This window comes from Rhizobium sp. NFR03, from assembly GCF_900111275.1.
GTDB lineage: Bacteria > Pseudomonadota > Alphaproteobacteria > Rhizobiales > Rhizobiaceae > Ferranicluibacter.
Map to the genome: position 1 here is coordinate 195,412 of NZ_FOGR01000004.1, position 16,463 is coordinate 211,874.

The 16,463-nt window shown below is 62.0% G+C and carries 14 protein-coding genes; all 14 read right to left on the reverse strand.

From position 1 onward, the window contains the following. Positions 1-45: 45 nt before the first annotated feature. The 14 genes from BSG19_RS14145 to BSG19_RS14210 all read right to left on the reverse strand — a co-directional run bounded on the left by BSG19_RS14145 (position 46) and on the right by BSG19_RS14210 (position 16,285). Positions 46-1,764 carry an ATP-binding protein gene (locus BSG19_RS14145; RefSeq protein ID WP_092988676.1) on the reverse strand — a complete coding sequence of 573 codons (1,719 nt, stop codon included), beginning with the start codon at positions 1,762-1,764 and terminating at the stop codon, positions 46-48. Continuing rightward, positions 1,761-2,039 carry a circadian clock KaiB family protein gene (locus BSG19_RS14150; protein WP_092988677.1) on the reverse strand — a complete coding sequence of 93 codons (279 nt, stop codon included), beginning with the start codon at positions 2,037-2,039 and terminating at the stop codon, positions 1,761-1,763. Before BSG19_RS14150 ends, BSG19_RS14145 begins: the two co-directional genes overlap by 4 nt. Continuing rightward, positions 2,039-3,766 carry a circadian clock protein KaiC gene (kaiC, locus tag BSG19_RS14155; protein ID WP_170865977.1) on the reverse strand — a complete coding sequence of 576 codons (1,728 nt, stop codon included), beginning with the start codon at positions 3,764-3,766 and terminating at the stop codon, positions 2,039-2,041. The genes BSG19_RS14150 and kaiC overlap by 1 nt, the downstream gene beginning before the upstream one ends. 196 nt (positions 3,767-3,962) lie before the next feature. Beyond that, complete coding sequence (locus BSG19_RS14160) at positions 3,963-4,760, reverse strand: ParA family protein (RefSeq protein WP_244529252.1); 798 nt, start codon at positions 4,758-4,760, stop codon at positions 3,963-3,965. Positions 4,761-4,797: 37 nt separating this feature from the next. Continuing rightward, on the reverse strand, positions 4,798-5,034 hold the full coding sequence (locus BSG19_RS14165; RefSeq protein ID WP_092988679.1) for a hypothetical protein: 237 nt from the start codon (positions 5,032-5,034) through the stop codon (positions 4,798-4,800). Continuing rightward, positions 5,034-7,826 (reverse strand): chemotaxis protein CheA, encoded by a 2,793-nt coding sequence (locus BSG19_RS14170; protein WP_092988680.1) that lies wholly within the window; start codon positions 7,824-7,826, stop codon positions 5,034-5,036. The genes BSG19_RS14165 and BSG19_RS14170 overlap by 1 nt, the downstream gene beginning before the upstream one ends. After that, the gene (locus BSG19_RS14175) at positions 7,823-8,194 is read right to left on the reverse strand and encodes a response regulator (protein ID WP_092936447.1); all 372 of its coding nucleotides are present in this window, start codon (positions 8,192-8,194) and stop codon (positions 7,823-7,825) included. The genes BSG19_RS14170 and BSG19_RS14175 overlap by 4 nt, the downstream gene beginning before the upstream one ends. Next, positions 8,191-9,048, reverse strand: coding sequence for a CheR family methyltransferase (locus tag BSG19_RS14180; RefSeq protein WP_092988681.1), 858 nt, complete (start codon positions 9,046-9,048; stop codon positions 8,191-8,193). The genes BSG19_RS14175 and BSG19_RS14180 overlap by 4 nt, the downstream gene beginning before the upstream one ends. Then, complete coding sequence (locus tag BSG19_RS14185; protein ID WP_210185393.1) at positions 9,045-9,680, reverse strand: HEAT repeat domain-containing protein; 636 nt, start codon at positions 9,678-9,680, stop codon at positions 9,045-9,047. The genes BSG19_RS14180 and BSG19_RS14185 overlap by 4 nt, the downstream gene beginning before the upstream one ends. Before the next feature lie 20 nt (positions 9,681-9,700). Beyond that, positions 9,701-10,831, reverse strand: a complete 1,131-nt coding sequence (gene cheB / locus BSG19_RS14190; RefSeq protein ID WP_092988682.1) for a chemotaxis-specific protein-glutamate methyltransferase CheB — start codon at positions 10,829-10,831, stop codon at positions 9,701-9,703. A gap of 8 nt (positions 10,832-10,839) precedes the next feature. Then, positions 10,840-12,384 carry a chemotaxis protein CheW gene (locus tag BSG19_RS14195; RefSeq protein ID WP_092988683.1) on the reverse strand — a complete coding sequence of 515 codons (1,545 nt, stop codon included), beginning with the start codon at positions 12,382-12,384 and terminating at the stop codon, positions 10,840-10,842. Between the two features lie 12 nt (positions 12,385-12,396). Then, entirely contained in the window at positions 12,397-14,328 is a 1,932-nt protein-coding gene (locus BSG19_RS14200; RefSeq protein ID WP_092988684.1) for a methyl-accepting chemotaxis protein, read from the reverse strand. 218 nt (positions 14,329-14,546) lie between these two features. Continuing rightward, positions 14,547-15,866: a methyl-accepting chemotaxis protein gene (locus tag BSG19_RS26515; RefSeq protein ID WP_092988685.1), complete on the reverse strand. Its 1,320-nt coding sequence runs from the start codon at positions 15,864-15,866 to the stop codon at positions 14,547-14,549. Between the two features lie 50 nt (positions 15,867-15,916). Continuing rightward, positions 15,917-16,285 (reverse strand): response regulator, encoded by a 369-nt coding sequence (locus tag BSG19_RS14210; RefSeq protein WP_092989073.1) that lies wholly within the window; start codon positions 16,283-16,285, stop codon positions 15,917-15,919. Between the last annotated feature and the right edge of the window lie 178 nt (positions 16,286-16,463).

The following is a 16,463-nucleotide window of genomic DNA, read 5'->3' on the forward strand; positions in this document are numbered from 1 at the left end:
ATTGTCCTGCAATCAGGCGCTGGTTGAATGTTCGGCGTCTGCCGGTTATGGCCGGAGCAAGGTGTCGAGTTTCTCCGCCAGTGCGGACCTCTTGTAGGGTTTGGCAAGAAGGTTACCTGCGAGACGCGCCCGCAACGCATCGTCCAGTGCATCGGCATAGCCTGATGTCAGCAGGAATCTCAGATGCGGGTAGAGACGCCCTGCGTCACGGACCAGTTCGAGCCCGCTCACGCCGCCCGGCATGACGATGTCGGTGAAAACCAGATCGAACGCCGCATCCTGTGCAAGGTAGTCTAGCGCCTCTGAACCGTTCGAGACACTCACGACCTGATAGCCGAAGCCGATAAGTTGCTGACGAACGGAGCGGGCGACCAGCGGATCGTCTTCCGCCAGCAGGATTCGCTGGCCCTTGACGCCGTCCGGCGCCTTGGATCCGCTTTCCGCGTTCGCCACCGGTTTCGGAACGCGGGGAAGCCAAAGGTGAACATCGGTTCCCGCACCCAGGACGGAATCGATAGAGATCGCGCCGTTCGACTGCTTGATGAAGCCGTAGACGACGCTGAGGCCGAGGCCCGTCCCCTTCCCCATCGCCTTCGTCGTGAAGAAGGGTTCACAGGACCGCATCAACGTTGCGGCATCCATGCCGCTGCCCGTATCGGATACCGTCAGGACGACATAGTCTCCGGGCGGCAGGTCGGCGGCAGGCGGTTTGTCCTCTGCAAGAATGCTGCGGCTTGCCAGATCGAGCGTGATGGAGCCGCCGTGCGGCATGGCGTCCCGCGCATTGATGCAGAGGTTGATGACGGCGTTTTCGAGCTGGGAGCGATCGGCGCGGACGTGACAGGGGCCGTTGAAGGCGGGAACCGTGATCGTGATATGTTCGCCGATCGTGCGATGAAGGAGCAGGACGACACCTGCGAGCAGGGCCGACAGGTCGATGGTTTCCGGCACGAGAGCTTGACGTCGTGCGAAAGCCAGCAGGCGATTGGTGAGAGCGGCACCTTTCTCGGACGCGAGAACGATCAGTTCCGCCCAGTCGCGCCGCTGCTCGTCTTCTGCAAGACTGCTGAGAAGGGCCTCGCCGTTCCCCATGATGACCATGAGCAGATTGTTGAAATCATGTGCCACGCCCCCGGTCAGCTGGCCCAGCGCATCGAGACGCTGCATCTGCCGGACCTTCTCCTCGTTCGCCTTCTGCTCGGTGATATCGATGTGCATGACGACGGCGCCCCGTTCCGCGTCGTCGGCCAGCGACGCGACGACAAGACGGAACCACGGGTTGGAGGGACGAAGATGCAGGCAATATTCGACGTCGAACAGCCGGCGTTCGCGGCGGAGAACGGCGGCGACGGACGAGCGGACAGCGTCTACATCAAGGGTCCCGAACGCCTCCGGCGTGCTCCAGAAATCGGCATAGAGCGTGCCGACCGCCAGTCCCGGCACGGGCGAAAGCTGATCGGCGAAAGCCAGCCACACGGCATTGACGCTGCGAATCTCACCCGTCGCGCTCAAAAGCGCGACATGGGCCGGCAGTGCATCGAGAATGGCGGTACGCTCGGCCGCGAAGGCCTGATACGCCATCGCCTGATCGCGGAAATGGGTCTGTGTCTCCGGCAGAAGCAACAGGTTCCCGGAAGCGGGCATGACGGCATCGACCAGGCCGTCCGTCAGCGTCATGATGCGCTGCTGCGTCTCCTGCAACAGTTCGATGAGCAGCGTGAGTTCGTCCGTTCCGCTTTCGGTGAGCGCCTGTCGCGCGCTCACGTCGCTCCGCCTTCGACGAAGTCCAGCAACATGGACGTTTCGCTGAGATCGCCGACGATCCGCCGGATCGTACCCGAATTGTTGACGACGAGCGTCGGCGTCAGGAGAACTTTGTCGGTCAGGGCGCGGAGGGGATCGCCGAAGAGGTCGATGACCTCGATTTCATGTCGATCGCCGAGATGCGCCGCGCAGAATGCGCGCAGGTTGGCTGCAGCCCGCTGTGAATGCGGTGCCGTGCCTGCCACATAAAGACGGAAATGCACAGGCGCAGACATCAGGGTTCGCCTTGCGATACGGTGTCGATGACGTCTCCCCGGCGCAACTGGCGCAACGTGACCAGACTATCGACCGCGGCTGCGCCGCTTTTCACGATTCCGGAGTTCAGCCGCTCGACATCCTCGCGTTTGTCGGACAGTTCCTGTTGCAAAGCGTCGATGCGAGCCTGAAGGGCGGCAGCTTCCGCGGAAAGCTCCATCCGGCGACGCTTCATCCGCGTCTCGCGCTCGGCTTCCTCCTGTTCAGCGGCCCGTTCCTTCTCCCAGCGCATGGCACCCATGAGAACCTCCCCGCCGGCGGTGAAGACATCGGCGAGCGAGATGCCGGAAGCGCCGAGAATGAGTTCGCGGACCTGATTGGAATGGTTGCTGCCACGCGACTTGATGATCGAGAGGGCGCGATTGCGTTCACCTGCGTGGACGAGATAGTTGAGGTGGATCCACGTATCGGCGAGCGTCGAGATCTGCACGGCGGTGCTCTCCGCAAGCGGATTGTCGCCTTCCAGAAGGCTCGTGCAAAGCAGCGTGATCTCCTCCGCTTTCGACCAGTCGATCAACCGCTCGACGACGTTCCTCGCCGTTCCCAGATTGCCCGCCTTCGACAGGGCGGAGACCGGGTCGATGACGAGGCAGCGCGCACCATGCGACCGCACGATGTCCCGGATGCGCATCAGGTGGATCTCCGCGCTTGCCGTCGTTGACCGTATGGTCTTGAAGAGCAGCGTACCCGATGCGACATGCGTTTCGAGATCCACCCCGACGACAGAGAGATTTCTCAGAATTTCCTCTTCCGGTGAATCCAGCGTGACGAACAGGGTTTTGTCGCCACGTTCGCAGGACGCAACCGCGAAGGCGCCGGCGAGCGTTGTCTTCGCCGTGCCGGGCGACCCCGTCAGCAGGATGCCGGCGCCACGATAATAGCCGCCGTCGAGCATGGTATCCAGCCGCTTGACGCCGCTCGAAAGACGCTCGGTAGAAGCCTTGCGCTTCGTATCTTCGACATTCCGGCCATAGGCGACCTCGATACCCCTCGGTCCGATACCAAGCGGCGTCGCGTTCTCCTCGAAGGGCGAGCCACGGAACTTGCCGACGCGGATGTTTCTCTGGGATGTCCCCTCCACCATATCGTGGCGCAGGAAGATCGAGCAATCGACCATGAACTGCAAAAACTCGAGCGCTTCGGACGTTCCGCCGTTCAGCAACGGGCTGGCCTTGGCCGTGATCACCGCCGTCAGCCCGCGTTCGTTCAGCCATTGGTGAAGCCGGTAGGTTTCGTTCCGGGCGGCCTGCCGATGATCGAAAAGATCGAGCACCATGTCGATCGCGTCGAAGACGACGCGCTTGGCGCCCATTTCCTTCACCTTCACGTCGAGGGCCGCGAGCATGCCGCCGAGATCGAACGGACCGGACTGGAGCAGATCGTAGCTCGGCTGGGCATCGATGAAGAACAGGTTGTCACGTTGCAGGCTTTCGAGGTCCCAGCCGAATGTCCCCGCATTCTGGGCGATCCGCTGCGAGCTTTCCTCGAACGCGACGAAGATACCCGGCTCCCCGGACAGCTTGGCGCCGTTCACCAATATCTGCAACGCAAGAACTGTCTTCCCGCAGCCCGGCCCGCCCTCGATCAGGGTCGTCCGTCCTTTGGGCAGGCCGCCTTGCATCACCTCGTCGAGGCCTATGATGCCCGTCGCCGCCTTGCCGGAAGCGCCGTTGAATACATTGGTCATGCCGTTCTCGTTTCTGTTCGATCGCCGCCAGGGTGAACGCCACCGGAACGATAGGAGGTATGCCGCCATGTGACGCTGGATCGCGGGAACTGCCGAGATCAGCGAGACGGACGAAGACGGGTTCTAGCAGAACGAATCCACCTCGCCTAATTTAGGTATAAATTTAAGATGAAGCAATTTCCCCGGTCATTAAAATTCAGGATCCGAGTTTCCAGCGCGTGACGATGGATGCCGTCAGCGCAGCATAATCCTGCGCCCCCCGACCCGACGGCATGTAGTCGAAGATGGGCTTGTGCGCTCCGAAGGCTTCGGCAAGCCGAATATCCGACCTTATGGGGTCGAGAATACGCTCGTCACCGAACTCCTGACGCAGGGAATCGATCATCCGGCGATGCACGAGAACATGCGGACTGGCCATGATGGGCAACAAGGCGACGTGCCGAAGACGTGGCTTTGCGCCCAGCCGTACGGAAAAGAAGACACGGCTGAACTGCCGCACGCCCTCTATGGAAAGTGGATGCGGCACGAACGGCACGATGGCCGCATTGGCTGCCGTCAACGCCGTCACCATCAGCGCATCGAGCGAGGGCGGGGTGTCGATCACCACCACGTCGTAATGTTCGCGGATGCGCGGCACGTCGAGCGCGCGCACCAGAAGGTCCGGTGCCACGACCCCGCCGGGATGCGGAGAGCGGGTATCGGCAAGCGCAAGGTCCGGCCATCCCGGCTTCCCGGAGCTTGCGACAATGGCATGTTCCAGCGCCTGCGGACCGTTCGAGAACACGCCGTGCGCCGTCGGCTCGGTCCGGCCGGCGACAGCGCCAAATGCCAGCCCGGCATGGCCCTGGCTGTCGAAATCGATCAGCAGGGTGCGCAGGCCAAGGCGAACGAGACCGGCCGCCAGATTGACCGTCGTCGTCGTCTTTCCCGTGCCGCCCTTGCGGTTGGCCACGGCGATGACGAAGGGCAGAGCCGCATCTCCGTCCTCGCTCATCTGCCGCGTCCGCTCTTCATCGCCGTCGTTTCAGGCATCAGGCACGTCCGAGACGTTGCAGCGCCTGCGCGCAGAAGGGATCGTTCGGCAGTGCGGAGATTCGGTTTCCCGTCGCCGCGATCGCCTGCAGCGATGCCGTATGCAGATGCGTCACCTCGCGCATGTTCAACTCCGCCTTCGGATTGTTGATAAGCCATTGCACGATTTCCTCGGCTTCTTCCACCGTGCAATTTTCCGACAAAACGGCCTTCGTCTTCAAAAATCGGATCGTCATCAGAGCAGTTCCTTCAGGTTGAGCACGAGGAGCACGCTGCCATCGCCGAGCAAGGCGCTGCCGCTGAAACCGGAGATGCAGGCAAGCGGTCCCTCGAGCGGCTTGAGGATGACGTCGATCGTCTGGGCAAAACCATCGACGATGATACCGACGGTCTGCCCGCCGATGCGCACGACGAGAACGGCATATTCCCCATCCTCGTTCGGTTGGGGAATGCTGTCGCGGGCGAGCAGCTGATTGGCATCGTAGAGTGGTACGATCCGGCCGCGCAGCACGGCGGTGCGCTGCTCCTTGAAAACGTGAATGTCCTTACCGGCGACGCGCACCGTTTCCATGACGTTTTCCATGGGCACGCCGTATTGCTGGCCGGCGATGTGGACCATCATCACGTTGGACACGCTCATCGACAAGGGAAGCGAAAGCAGAATGCGCGTTCCCTTGCCTTTTTCGCTGGTGAGCTGCACCTGTCCGCCGACCTTTTCGAGGCTGGATTTGACGACGTCCATGCCGACGCCGCGGCCGGACAGGTTGGAAATCTGGTCGGCTGTCGAGAAGCCGGCGGCAAAGACGAGCTGAACTGCCTCCGCATCGGTCATGGTTTCCAGCCGCTGCTCGTCGATCAGACCCTTTTCGAACGCCTTGCGCTTGACGACGTCGGGATCGATGCCCTTGCCGTCATCCTCGATTTCGATCAGAACGCGGTCGCCTTCCTGGCTGGCGCGCACCGTCAGGCGGCCCTCTTCCAGCTTGTTCCGGGATCTGCGAACCTCGGGCGTTTCCAGCCCGTGATCGAGGCTGTTTCGCAGGATATGGATCATCGGATCGGCAAGCGATTCCACGATGTTCTTGTCGGCTTCGGTTTCCTCGCCCTCGACCACCAGCCGCACCAGCTTGCCGAGCTGGCGCGAAACATCGCGTACGAGCCGCGGAAAGCGCTGAAAGACGGCGCCGACCGGCAGCATGCGGACCTGCATGATGCCGTCCTGCATTTCCTCGGCGATCCGGTTGATGATCGCATATTGCGATTTGATCTCCCGGCTGAGATCCCGCGAGCCGAAATGATCCTCTGCCCGCGCAGCAAGATAAGGCAGCGCGTTCTTGGCGACGACCATCTCGCCGATAAGGTCCATCAGGCGATCGACCTTTTCCTGCGGCACTTTCAGCACCCGGACGCCGCGGTCGCCGCCCGCTGCCTCGCCTGAGCGCTTGGCAGGATCAACAGCATCGGGATCGAGCATTGCGGGACGTGAAGCCGGTGCTTGTGGGGCCGGAGGTGAGGCAGAATACGCCACCGAACTCGACGCGCCTTCAAGAACGGCCTCGCGAGGTTCGGCTTCCGGCAAGGCCAGCGGCGGTTCGAGAGCAGGAACCTCGATGTGTTCGCGAGCAGTCTCACCAAAGGCGATGCCATCGATGAAGGCGATCAGCGGAGCAGCGTCGGCACCATCGAGCGCGATATGCGTGGCCTCGTCAAGCGACGCCACGGCGCCTGTTTCGCCCATGGCGCCCAGCAGGTTGGCAATGACGTTGCGGACGGAGCGAAGTCGACCTGCAAGCTCGACCGGCCGGCTTGGCCGCTGAAGCATGACGATCTGTGTCTTGGCAAGGTCGTCCGCAACGCGCGCGCTTTCGGGGTCGCGGATCGACCGCGTCGAAGCCTGTTCCTCAATGGGCGCCTGCGTGATCGCAACGGCCGCAACGGCCTGCGGAGCGTCCACAGGTCCCGCATAGGACTGCCAATCCGGCATGACGTTGCGGGAAAGGGCGTCGATCAGAAATTCGATAGGGGCCACTCCGGCGCCCGCCTCGATAAGCCGTTTTACCCAGCGAAGCGCCGATGCCGCATGGAGGGCGGGGTTGATCATGTCGAGCGCTGTGGTGGTGAGGTCGAGCAGACCATCCAGATCGCCCGTCTCCAGTCTTTCCTGCGCCTGCTCCAGATAGATCGGAGCAATCATCGCATCATCGACCGGAGCGTTTGTCTTCGCGCCGCTTTCGCCGGACGGCAAAGCGAGCGCAACTGCCGGGATCGAGTAGAAGGCCGTCTGATCCCGCACATAGCGGAAATGATGCTCGACCTCCTCGGGACTCGCCGAGCTGACGAGATCGAATTGAAGATTGCAGCGGTAGACGTCCAGTGCCGTAGCTTCGGGCCACGGCTCCGGCGTGGTAATGTCGAAGACGAGGATGCCGGGTACCGTTCGCACGAGAAGAACGGGATCCTCGCCCTTGAAGAAGCATTCCGGTTCCGGTCTGTAGCGAACGACGAAAACCGATGGCTCTGCGGCAAGGGCCTCGTAGGCGGCCAGCCGCTCTGCATCGGGTACGCGGCTGAGCCAAGACCAGTCGGCCGGCGGCTCCACGAAAGACGGCTCTTCCTCGAACAAGCCAACAGCCTGCGGCTCTCGCGCCGGCAGGAGGTTGCGCAATCGCACGGCGATATCGGCGGATTGGGCGGAGTATTCAGGCCGGATCGCGCCACGGCTTTCCACGTCTTCAAAGAGGCGATTGACGAAATCCATGGCTTCGAGAAGCGCATCCGTCAGTTCCGGATTCATCTCCATCGTCCGGTCGCGCACGCGATCCAGCAGATCCTCGGCGGCGTGCACGACGCTTGTGAGGCTCGGCATGTCGAAGAGGCCGGAGTTGCCTTTCAGCGTATGAACTGCGCGGAAAATCTCGCCGATGATGTCTTCGTTGCCGGGATCTTCTTCCAGCGAGAGGAGCTTCTGGCCGATCTGTTCGAGAAAATCACGACCTTCGATCAGAAATTGTTCGAGAAGGGGGCTCATTGGGCTTCTCCCGTCAGAAGATGGGCGACGCGCGTCAGGGCACCCGGCTTGGTCGGCTTCGTCATGTAGTAGTTGGCCCCGGCAGCCCAGGCGGCATCGCGATCCTTGGCCTCGGCCTCGGTCGACACCATCACGGCGGGTGCCTGGTGGACGTCCGCATTCGAACGCAGTTCGCGCAGAAACCGGTAGCCGTCCATCTTCGGCATGTTCACGTCCACGACGAACAGGTCGTAGCGCTTGGTCAGCGCCTTTTCGAGCGCTTCGACGCCGTTGATGCTCTCGTCAACCGCGAAGCCGGCCTCTGAGAGGATCTGGCGATGGTACATGCGCACCGTCGTCGCATCGTCGATGATCAGGACATGTTTCATGCGGAGGCTTCTCCCGGCAACGGCTTTTGGTAGACGATGGTGCTGCCGAAGCGGCGCACCTTGAACAGGCTGGAAATTCGGCTCATCGATTCCGAGTGGCCGAGGCAGATAAAGGCGCCCGGGCTCATCGTTTCATAAAATGCTTCGGCCGCCGCGCGCCGCGACATGTCATCGAAGTAGATGAGAAGGTTGCGACAGAAGATGACGTCGACCCTGCTGAACCTTGCGAGATCGGCAGGTTCGTTCAGATTGGTCCGCACGAATTCGACCGAGTCCCTGAGGTCCTGGCAGATCTGCCAGTTCCCGTCCCGGAGCTTGGTAAAATACTTCTTCATCTGGTTCGGCGGAACGCCCTGCACGGATCGCGGCGAATAGATGCCCGTCTGCGCGCTGGCCAGGATCGTGGTATCGATATCGGACCCGAAGATCTCCACGTCGTACCGGTCGATATGTGCCCATTTCTCCATGAGGTGAATGGCGATGGAATACGGTTCTTCGCCGGATGAGCACGGCATGGACCAGATGCGGATCGGGTCGCCCGCCCGCTTGTAACGCACGACTTCCGCGAGAATGAAATCTGTCAGGCACTCGAACTGATAGGCTTCCCGGAAGAAGTAGGTCTCGTTGACCGTCATCAGATTGGTGAGGACCTGCGTTTCGCTGCCCGAGGGATTGAGCCGAAGCAGGCGGAAATAAGTGTTGAAGTCCTGGCTGTCGGTTGCGGAAATCCGGTCGGTCAGCCGGCGATCGACGAAGTAGCGCTTGCTGTCGTCGAAGTGGATGCCGGTCTTGCGATAGAAATATTCCGAGAAGCGCGCAAAATCGTCCGGGGTGATGGCCTTGACCGCACTCATGCAGCACTCCCGATCCGACGGAGTGCGTTTCCAGCCGAGAAGGTCACGAAGGGCTCATCGGGAAACCGCGCAATGGCCGCGCGCAGAGCAGGAACGGAGGACGTGGAACCGACCTCGTTGAGGAGATCGAGCGCCGTTCCGACCACGTTGACATTGGTGTCCATGGTGATGACGGCGACGAGCCAATCCTCGACGGACGGGTGCCGCAGGGCTTCCAGCACGTTGACAAGGAAGATGCGGACATCCGGGTCGGGGTCGTCGAGCAATGCTTCCATCCGCGGAGCGACATCCGTCGGCAGCTCCTTCAGAATGTCGATGGCGATGTTGCGCAATGCCGCGTCATCGGACCGAAGAAGCGGCATCAGACCTTCGACGACGGCCTCACCCCCAAGCCGGGCGAGTTCGACCGCGATGACGTCCCGTGTCGAGCGATCGCTGTCGATGACGAGATGCTGGCAGAGAACGTCGATGGCCGGTGTGCCGCCCTGAATACCGAGGCTTCGGACGGCGCCAAGGCGCACGGCGTGGTCCCCGCTCGTGAGACCTTCGACGAGTTCTGCAAACGATAGCTGCCCGTTCGGAGCGTCAGCGGCCTCGGAAGGCTCACGCGTTTTCGGTTTCATGATCGGCATGGCGATCTATCCTCTCCGGTTCATGATGCTCGGCCGATCCACTGCCGAATTTGTTGTGCGATCTTTCCGCTGGGAAGAACGCATTCGGCGCCGCCGCGCTTGATCAGCTCGGCCGGCATCCCGAAGATGATCGCTGTCTCGTCGCTCTCAGCGATCGTCCGTCCGCCGGCTTTCCGCAGATCCGTCATCGCCTGAGCACCGTCATGTCCCATTCCCGTCAGCTGGACGGCGATGATCTTTTCGGCCGGAACCAGTTCCGCCGCCGTTTGCACCAGAAGTTCGACGGAGGGATGCCAGGTATGAACTGGCGACTCGGGACGATTGATGATGACGAGCTTGCTGCCGCGCTGCGCAACGACCATGTCGGTGCCGCCCCGTGCAATGTAGATATTTCCCGGTCGCAGTTCCTCCATGCTCGCCCCTTCGCGGACCTCCAGCGGGCAGAGCCCGTTCAGCCGGGAAGCCAGCGACGCGGTGAACGATGGCGGCATGTGCTGTGCGACCAGCACAGGCCATGGCAGGTTGGCCGGCAAGAATGGCAGGATCTCCTCAAGCGTGCGTGGGCCACCTGTGGAAACGCCGATCAACACGAGGCCGAACGGGCTGCCGCTGACCGGATAGGTCCGCTTGCGAGGTGTCGCGTCCTTGACGAGGGAGGCTCGTGCAGACGCCGCGGCCGATGCGGAAGCAGATACTGGTGCCGATGCCGATGCCGGTACTGCCTTATAGCGATCGCCGCGCCCGGGACGTCCCCGGATACGTGCCTCGGAGGCCGCCCTCACCTTCTGAACGATGCTGCTGGAAATCGCGTCGATCGACAGCGAGATCGTTCCGCCGGGTTTGGCAATGTAGTCCACGGCCCCGAGCGCCAGAGCCTCCAGCGTTGCCAGTGCTCCCCGTTCCGTCAGGGACGACACCATGACGGTCGGCGTTGGCCGCTCCGTCATGATATGCGCCAGAGCCGTCAGCCCGTCCATTTCGGGCATGTTGATATCGAGCGTCACGACATCGGGCTTGAAGAAGGACAACTCCGTCAAGGCCTCCCGCCCCGTGCGGGCGATCTGCACCTCGAAACCTTCCGCTTTCAGCAGCGTCGTCAGATGCTTTCGCATCAGCGCGGAATCATCCACGACAAGAACCTTCAGTGGCATCTGCTCGACTACGCCTCCAGATCCGCGAGTTCCGTCTCCGAGAGGAGAGCATCGGGATCCATCAACATAATCATGCGCTTCTGCTTCTCGAGGTTCGCGACGCGTCCGAGGATGCGGTGCTGGTCCGACGAGAGCCGGGGCGAGCGTTCGATTGCGTTCCGCGGAATTTTCAGAACCTCCGTCACGCTATCCACGATGAAGCCGGTCCGCCGGCCGTTCAGCGCGTAGACCATGATACGCTGGCGGTCGTTCCGCTCGATGTCCTCGAGGTTCAGCCGCCGACGCTGGTCGATGACCGGGAGAACGGCGCCGCGAAGGTTGATGACGCCCTCCACGAAGGACGGTGCCGTGGGAACCCGCGTCAGGCTTTCCGGAATCCGCACGATCTCGTGCACCGCGGCGATCGGTACGCCGAACTCCTCGCTGCCGAGGCGGAAAACGACGACCTGCTCTTCGTCCTCCGCGATATCATGCTCGTCCATCTCGCTGTCGGCGTCGATCATGTCCGTCTCCATAGCGCTTGCCTTGGCCAGCGCGGTTTTCATGGCGGCATTGGCGAACATCCGGTCGGTATCGAGGATCGAAACGAGCCGCTTGCCACCGTCCAGACGGCAGACAGCCGATATCTCCTCAAGTCCGCCACGACTCGCGAGGATGGCCGGGAGCGTTTCGACCTGACCGCGCGGGACCCGCAGGACCTCGTCCACACTGTCGGCAACGACGCCGACGGCCTGGCCTTCGCCGAGCCCGAGAACGATGATGCGCTGGTCCTCGTTCTCCTGCTTTTCCGGAAGACCAAGGAGAACCCGCAGCGACACGAGCGGCAAAAGCCTTTCCCGCAGGGTCATGAGGCCGAGCACGTGCAAAGGCGCGTTGGGGATCGCCACCACCCGCTCCGGCATCTGGACGATTTCCTGAACGGCGGCGATATCCGCCGCATATTCCTGGCCTTCCACGGTGAAGGAGACGAGCTGGATCTCGTCGGCATCGATCTCTTCCTCGTCGTCGCCCGCCGCCGACGAAATATCGCCCGCGATAGCGACGTCGGATATACGGCCATCCATGGGCGTTCCCACGAATTCACGGGCGATCAGCTGGGCGAAGTCGAGAATCATGATCATCTCGCCATTCGGCAGCTTGACCACGCCCGTCAGAAGACGGGCATCGACACTGGCGCCGATCGCCGTTGCCGGCTCGATATCAGCCTCATCGACGGCGATTACGCTGGCAACACGATCGACCACAAAGCCGAGCGGCGTCCCGAGATTGATGACGAGCGCGCGCGTGGCATCCGTGTCCTCGATGTCCGCAAGCCCGAAGATCCGGCGGAGATTGACGATCGGAAGGATACGGCCGCGCAGATTTGCGAGACCGAGGAGCGAGGGAGGCGCAAGGGGGACCTGCGCCAGATTGGGCACGCGGATGATTTCCTGAACCGGCGCCATGGGCGCCGCGAAAATCTCTCCCTCAACCGAGAAGGTGACGAACTGATTGCTGTTCGTCTCGATCTCGGGCGTGTCTTCCATGTCCGAGGTGACCTGATCAAATGACATCGTGCGATCCGATCAGGCTACGGTCTGCAGTTCGTCGGCGAGCGAGGCAATTTCCTCGACGGCCCGAACAAGTTCCTCCGCACCCTGGGACTGCTGGCGTGCAGCCGTCGATGCTTCGTCAGCCGCGCGTTCCGACTGCTGGGCAGCCGCAGAGATCTGGTCGATGCCCAGCTTCGTCTGAGCGATGGCGGCAGCAATCTCGGTGGCGCTGGCGAGAATTTCCACGGCGCCGTTCTGCACGTCCGCAACTTCGACTTCGATGGCCATCAGGTTTGCCGTCGTGGTCTTGGCTTTCTCGACTTCACCGAGAGCCGCTTCGACCATCTCGTCCAGATCACGGCTCACGGCATGGATCTGGTCCTGCACGGCCTTGACGAGATCCTTGATCCGGTCGGCATTCTCGGCGGAATCGCGGGCGAGATTGCGGATGTCGGTGGCAACGACGGCGAAGCCCTTGCCGAATTCGCCGGCACGTGCGGCTTCGATCGAACCGTTGACGGCCAGCATGTTTGTCTGAACCGAGACGGTGGCGATCGCTTCGACGATCTTGTCGATACGGCGGGAGACGACGGCGAGATCCTTGACCTGACCGATGCTGATGCGGGTCGAGGTCGCCGAGTTCTGGATGCCGCCGATCAGCGCGTCGACCGACGTCTTGTTGCGTTCCAGCAGGTTCTTCATCGCGGTCAGGCGATCGACGCTTTCGGTCGCGCGCCCTTGAGCGATTTCCAGCCCACGCTCGATCTGGCCCATGGCGGCAGCAGATTCGGCGGTTGCGGATGCGGAGGCCTGCGAGCCGCGGCGGATTTCATCGAGAGCGGTCTGCACCTGGCTCGACGAGCGGTTGATCTCCTGGATGGCCGACGACAGTTCTTCGGACGACGAGGCCATTTCCTCGGAGCTCTTGGAGATATCGGTCGAGTTCTTCAGGTCTTCGGCAAGCTCGGTCAAAACCTGCGCGGTCTGCTCGCACTGTGCCAGCGCCTGCGACTGTTCCTGTACCGACTTTGCCGATTCCTCGGCGGCGGCGGACTGTTCCTCGGCGGCGGCAGCGATCTCTTCGGAACCTTTCAGAGCCTGAAGAGCGGCTGCGTTCGACTGGACGGCGCCGGCAGCGATCTCGCGGATGCCGGTAACGACCTGGATCGCGTCGAGCCGGATCTGTTCCAGCTGCTCGGAAACGAGCTTGCTCTTCTCGATTTCGCCGTTGATCGCTTCGGCCGATGTGTTGATGCCGGAGGTGATGCTCTTCACATCGACCTGGATCTGGCCGACGAGATCGGCGATCTGCTTGGCCGACTTCTCGGACGTCTCTGCGAGCGTGCGCACTTCGTCTGCCACCACGGCAAAACCCTTGCCGTGCTTGCCGGCGCGCGCTGCCTCGATAGCGGCGTTGAGAGCGAGCAGGTTGGTCTGGTCGGCGATGCGGCCGACGGCCTTGACGATATCGCCGATGTTGGCAGCCTGCTTCTCAAGCTCGGCGATCAGTTCGACGGAGGCTTTCTGCCGTGCAGCGGCAACGCCAACGTTTGCAATCAGTGCGCCGACTTCGTTGCTCGTCCGCAGAACGATCGCCTGCGTGCTTTCCATCTTCGCCTGGCCTATTTCGGAGGCGCGCATCTGGCGGGTGATCGAGTCACCCATCTGGCGGCAGGCGACGAGCGACTCTTGGGCCGCATTGGAAGCCTCCGTGGCGCCCGCTGCGATCTGGTCGGAAGCGCGCTTCAGTTCTTCTGCAGCCGACGCGGCTTCATTGATGCCCGCAGCGATCTCGGCCGTAGCCGCTGCAATGCGCTCCGCAGCCTGCTGCTGCTTGGCGAGGGTGCGGGCGCGCTTGCGCTGCTGGTCGGCGTCGCGGGAGGTGGACGCGCCGGCGGCACGCGTCGGCGCCGGGCCGGCCATCGCGTCGCTGATCTGCTTCTGGTATTTCTTAACGAGTGTCATCAATGTCTCCGCCGGGGTAAACCTATGAAAGGCAGGCGGAGGTTTTCCATCAGAGCTTGTGCGAGATTGGATTTCTGTTCGTTAGCTGATTGAGGCCGGTCTTATATTGCGTTCTGGCAATACATGTTCACCTGAGCGATAGAACGCGGCTCTCGCCGAGGCTCGTGCGCACGACAGCCAGAATCGGAAAACGCCGCAGCGAAGCGGCGGTTTTCCGATCAGAAAAGCTCGATGCTGACGACGGCCGCAGCCGCGGAACCGCCATTTCCAAGCACTGCGCTGTGGATGTCGCGCTGCTCGCGCATGACATAGGACGAGGCGAGCCTGTCGAGCCTTTCGGTCAACATTTCGACCTGCCGGATGGTGGACGGCGTTGCCAGACCCTCACGCACTTCGCCTACATGCACCTCGACCTCCTGAGCCATCGAGGTAATCTGCTCGATCTGCTGGCGCACGATATCCTGGAACTGGATGCTGCCCATCATCGCCATGATCGGCTGAGCGATGTCCTCATTCTCGGCCTTCACGCGGCCGAGAACTTCACGCTGATGCTGGAGAAGCAGGACCAGATTGGTTGTCAGAAGACCCAGCGCGTCCGTGACCCGGCCCATGGCGAGCGTCTCGGTATCCTGCCGCTTCTGCGACTGCTCTCTCAGATCCGCGCTGACGGACGACATCAGCCCGGATACCCGCTCGTGGACGTTGTCGGCGAGATGCTGAACCTCGCCAGCGAGCGAGCGGATTTCGTGGGCGATGACGGCGAAGCCCTTCCCGAGATCGCCGACACGCGCAGCCTCGATCGAGACGTTGAGTGACAACATCGTCGTCTGTCGCGCGATCTGCTGGACGCCGTCGAGAACCTGCAGAACGCTATCGGTTTCCGCTGCCAGCTTGGACTGGAAAGCAATGGCATCCTGGGAGGACTGTTTCTGTTCGTCTCCCAGATTGACCAGATGCTGCCGGCAGCCGGACAACTGATCCTCGATGCGTCTGAGAATGCGCTCCGAACTATCGCTCGAACCAGCGCTCTGCAAAAACCCCATGAGTGTCGTGACACGCTGGTCGACATCGAGGAGGCTCTTCAGAAGGCTCTCCGCGGCATCCTGACTCACGGTCGTGACGGAATGGAGCTGGCGCTTCAGAAGATCGACATAAGCGGGATACTCCGCGAGCTGTGCGACGATCCGATCGATGTCGCCCGTCGACGGCTCCGTGTTGCCGCCTCTTTCCGACAGCGCCGTGTGGAAATCGACCACATTATCCACGCGATCCTCCCGCTCTGCCACGAGACTCGTCGTCGCCGTGCTTTCGGCGTTCGCATCCGGATCCGTCGCGGAAGTGGCATGCGTGCCTGCGTTCGCCCGCGCTGTGCGACTTCCAACAACCTGACCTACACGGAACGCTGCCACGAGAAGGCCTCCGATGGAGAAGACCAGCAGCGGGAGTGGTGTCTGCTGAAACAGCAATCCGCAAGCAGCAAACGTGCCTGCAAGCACTGCGAGAACCACCGTTCTGCGTTCTGATCGTAAAAGCATCATTCTGGAAATTTCCGGCTGGCGTGGACGCGGCGACGGGACAAGGCGCTGTCTCAGGCAACCATGACCTGGCGAACAACTTGCAGCAACGCTGCCGGATCGACCGGTTTCACGAGCCAACCCGTCGCGCCGGCTGCCTTTGCCGCTGCGCGCTTGTCCTGTTGCGAGTCTGTCGTCAGAACGAGCATGGGCGTGAAGCGGGTCGCAGGAAGCTTCCGCAGCCGGGAAATGAGCTCGACGCCGTGCATGCCCGGCATGTGGTAATCGGTGATCACCAGCGAAGGCGCCAGCCCGCGCGTGACGCTGTCGAGCGCCTCCTGAGCATGCGATGCTGTTTTAAACGCAAGGCCGGCCTTCGTCAGAATGCTGGAAAGGCTTGCAAGCATCGTGGTTGAATCGTCAACAAGCAGAATAGGCTTCATCGTCGTCTCCTCATCGGTCTCGTCTTCAAGCACGGGACCGTGGCTCTCCCGCATAAGCGGAAGATGCAGGCGGAGCCGTGCTGACCGGCACAACTGCCGGCGAATGGAGCCAGTGATGCGTTTCAATGATTGATGATTGCTTATGTTCGTGAGAAGCAGCTTTGTTTCCTGCACTTGC